This window comes from Streptomyces sp. NPDC006265 (assembly GCF_040613555.1).
GTDB lineage: Bacteria > Actinomycetota > Actinomycetes > Streptomycetales > Streptomycetaceae > Streptomyces.
Genome location: NZ_JBEXSH010000905.1, coordinates 1 through 3,570, shown reverse-complemented (window position 1 = coordinate 3,570; position 3,570 = coordinate 1). Strand labels below are relative to the sequence as shown.

Annotated in this window: 2 protein-coding genes and 1 pseudogene; all 3 read right to left on the bottom strand. The window is 71.3% G+C overall.

The features are described from left to right. Nucleotides 1–347 precede the first annotated feature (347 nt). A complete protein-coding gene (locus ABZ281_RS42495; protein ID WP_356663387.1) occupies nucleotides 348–1,352 on the bottom strand; it encodes a (-)-alpha-amorphene synthase in 1,005 nt (334 codons plus the stop codon). Further along, nucleotides 1,336–2,811 (bottom strand): cytochrome P450, encoded by a 1,476-nt coding sequence (locus tag ABZ281_RS42490; protein ID WP_356663385.1) that lies wholly within the window; start codon nucleotides 2,809–2,811, stop codon nucleotides 1,336–1,338. The genes ABZ281_RS42495 and ABZ281_RS42490 overlap by 17 nt, the downstream gene beginning before the upstream one ends. Before the next feature lie 319 nt (nucleotides 2,812–3,130). Next, a pseudogene (locus ABZ281_RS42485) lies at nucleotides 3,131–3,570 on the bottom strand (hypothetical protein); the annotation flags it as partial.

The following is a 3,570-nucleotide window of genomic DNA, read 5'->3' as shown; positions in this document are numbered from 1 at the left end:
GGTGAAGGCGAGGAGCCCACCGTGGGGTGCCTGGGGCACGCCGTCGGCGGTGTCCCGCAGGCCCGTCAGGGCCGAGTCGAGCGCCCGGAGCTCCTTGCGGCGCTCGAGCAACGGCCGGGTCTCGGGCGGGGGTTGCCGCAGCTCATGCGCCATGTGCCGTACCGCTTCCTGTCGTCGGCCATCGGGAGGCAGCGCAGAGCGTACGCCTCCCGATGGGCCCCGTTCCGGATTCTGGAACGAGCACGACGAAGAAGGGTGAATGACCCGCTGAAGCCGCGTGAAGTGCGGGTTCCGCGGGTACCGTGGCTCGAATGGGCACCCGCTCCGCGGCCTGCCGCAGCGCCCCCTCAGGGCAGTGCCGGCGCTGCCGCGTCCGCGTAGCGCGGCACGGTGCGGGACCAGTAGTAGCAGCCGCGGATCCAGCCGGCCATGCCTTCCACATAGCCGACGCCCGAAGGGCTCAACTCCGGTTCGATCTCCGCGTGGAGCCTCTCGAACTCGCGGATCGTGCCGTTGATCTGCTGGATGGCCAGGGTGACGGCCACCGGCAGGGAACAGTGGTGGGCCCGCTGGTAGGCGAGGGCCAGGTTGATCATTTCGCCGGACCGTTGCTCCTTGACCGCGGAGAAGAGGTCGGGGATCCAGACCGCCGCGTCGGCCGACAGCCGGCTCAGGCGCCGCATGATCGGGTGGTGCAGTTCCCCGGAGGTCAGCTCGCACGGCTGCGCGGCCTCGCACAGCGGGTAGAAGGGCTCGACCCCCGCGGTGAGGGACCGTATCGAGGTGCACAGCCCGGACGGCAGGGGCGAGGGATGGGCCTGCGCCACCGCCTCGTACAGCAGTCCGTGCACGTACTCGCGGCTCTTCCAGGCCCAGCGCGCGGCCTGTGCCGGTGTGCACCGCTCGCGGATCTGCCGGTAGAGGTCGGACAGGGCCGCTCCCAACGGGGTGCTGGGCGGTGCTCCGTCCCGCAGGACCGCGATGCTCTCGCACAGCATCGGCAGCAACTGGCCGGGCCGGTGCCGGCCGACCTCCTCGGCCCGGTCGTCGAAGACGAACTGGTAGGCGATCTGGTGGGCGACGAGCTGCAGGATGCCGGGATCCGCGTCGGGGCTGTTGTAGGACGCCAGCTCGGCCGGGCGGGTGTGGGAGATCATGGCCGCGACCCCGGGCTCGTCGCTCAGCCCGGTCACGCGCAGCCAGTGGTCCACCCCTGCCGCGGCCGCCGGCTCCTGCGGATTGCGCCGGAACGGGAAGGGCATGTAGAGGTGAGCGTCGATCAGTTCCACCAGGGTGGAAGCAGGAATCACGTCCTGCGCGACGGCCGCCCTCTCCTCATGCGTGGTGGACACCGTTGTCACCGCCCCTCCGGGTCTTCTCCACCCCGGACGCCGCCGGCGCGGCTCCGGGCGCGAGGGCGACGGCGTGCGGCGCGGTGCCGCCCGGCGTGTCCGCCCGCGCTGCGCAGATCATCGTCAGGGACCTCGGTCCCAACGTCGCCCCGGGGCGCGGTGGTGCGATGCGCCCGGCCGGATGCCGTAGCCGCCAGCGGCCGGCGATGGTCGCCAGGGCCACGGTCATCTCGGCCATGGAGAACAGGTCACCGATGCACTTGCGGCTGCCCGCGGCGAACGGGATCAGCGCACCGTGCGGACCGGTGGCGGCTTCACCCTCCAGCCAGCGCTCGGGCAGGAACCGGTCGGGCTCGGGGAACGACACGGGGTCGTGGTGCAGGAGATACGGGCTGTACAGGACCGTGGTTCCCTGCGGCAGCCGGCGTCCGGCCAGTTCCGCCTCCCGGGTCGTGACCCGCGTGAAGAGCCAGCCGGGCGGGGAGTGGCGCAGCGTTTCGGTGAGGACGGAGCTCGTGTAGACCAGGCGCGGCAGGTCGCCGGCGTCCGGTAACCGGCCGGCGAGGACGGTGTCGACCTCCGCGTGCAACCGCCGCTCCACCTCCGGGTGCTGGGCCAGGAGGCTGAAGGTGGAGGCCAGGCACATCGACGGGCTCTCGGAACCGGTGAGCAGGAGGGACACCAACTGGTCGTGGACCTCCCGGTCGGTGACCGGGGCCCCGTCGTCCCCGGCCTCGGCGGCCGCCAGCAGGAGCCCGAGCAGATCGTCGCGAGCAGTGCCCCGGCGGCGCTCGGCGATGGCCGCGCCGATGAGCTCGCGCACCCGCTCCACCGCGTGCCGGTAGCGGCGGTTCGCGGGCGTGGGAAGACGGAACAGCGCGTCCACCGGCACGACCGTGCGCACGAACAGGCCGCGGACGATGGCGGCGAGGCAGCGCCGCACCTCGTCGGCCGCGGCCGGAGCGAGCGAGTCGGAGAGCAGCAGCCGGCTGATCAGCCGGGTCGTCAGACCCAGCGTGGCGGCACTGACATCGACCTCGTGCCCCGTACGCCAGTCGCGGCACAGCGACGCGGCCTCCTCGGCCATCACATCCGTCTGCGCGGCGACGCCGGCGGGGCGGAAGGTGGGTTGCAGCAACCGGCGCTGACGCCGGTGCTCCGCATGCGGGCAGGTGACGACACCGTCGCCCATCAGCGCCCGCAGCCTCTCGTACTGCGGTCCGCCCTTGTCGAAGGTGCGGGTGTCGCGGAGCATCCGGTGGACCAGTACCGGGTGACACACCATCCACGCCCGCTGGGGACCCAGGCGTATCTCGACCAGATCGCCCTGTGCGGGAAGAGAATTCAGAAACTCGAGCGGCCGACGGAGCAAGGCGATACCGTGGCCGATGGCTGGGAATATGCCTGGAGCAGTACCAACCGTCCATGCCTGGTCCGATTCAGGAACGCAGCCGTTCATCGAAGTACCACCTGCTTCAGTCGACCTGGGAAAACGGTGACGTTTCACCGACGTGGTGCTTGTCCCATGTCCTGCCCAGTCCAAGTCGGCCGCCGACTTGGTGAACCCTTTCTCCAAGGGGGCGCACGGGTGCACGGGGAAGCGTTGGGCGAATCACTTCCGATGCACGCCGGGCGGCAGGCGGTCTCCCTCCGTCGCTCCGGCTCCTCGAAGAGTCTTTACGCCTTTTCCGTATGCACCGATCCGGAGAAGAAGGCTGTGGCGGAGGACCGGGCGGCCCGCACAGGCGTCGGACGGGTCCGCCCGGCCCCCCCCCGGATCAGATGTGGCGGTAACTCTCGGGCGGCGCCAGATACCCGCCCGCCACCCCGCCCGTGCCGATCACGATCTGGTCCACCGCGATCCCCGCATCCACCATGAACACCCTCAGCACATGCTCACCGGGCGCGGACACGGTCACCCGGGCCGTCAGCTTCTCGATGCCCTCCTCCACGTTGCGGGCCCAGGCGTCGCCCCGGTTGCCCGTGGCGACCGCCTGGCCCGACAGGACCGTCGGAGGCTGGTCGTCGAGGGCGACCGCGAGGCGTCGCCGGCCGCGTTCGTCGAGGGAAGGCAGCCGGAAGACCGTCACCGGGAACGTGCCGGCCGTGCTGAAACGGACCCGACGCTTTGGGGCGCTCCGGGGTGTCGTAGAACTCCATCGGCTTGCGCTCGCTGCTGAGCGAGACCTTGCGCCGCGGGTAGCGGCGAGCCAACGAG

What these genes read in the sequence shown, in the direction of transcription:
- ABZ281_RS42490 (WP_356663385.1), bottom strand. Translation starts at nt 2,811, where the DNA reads ATGAACGGCTGCGTTCCTGAATCGGACCAGGCATGGACGGTTGGTACT.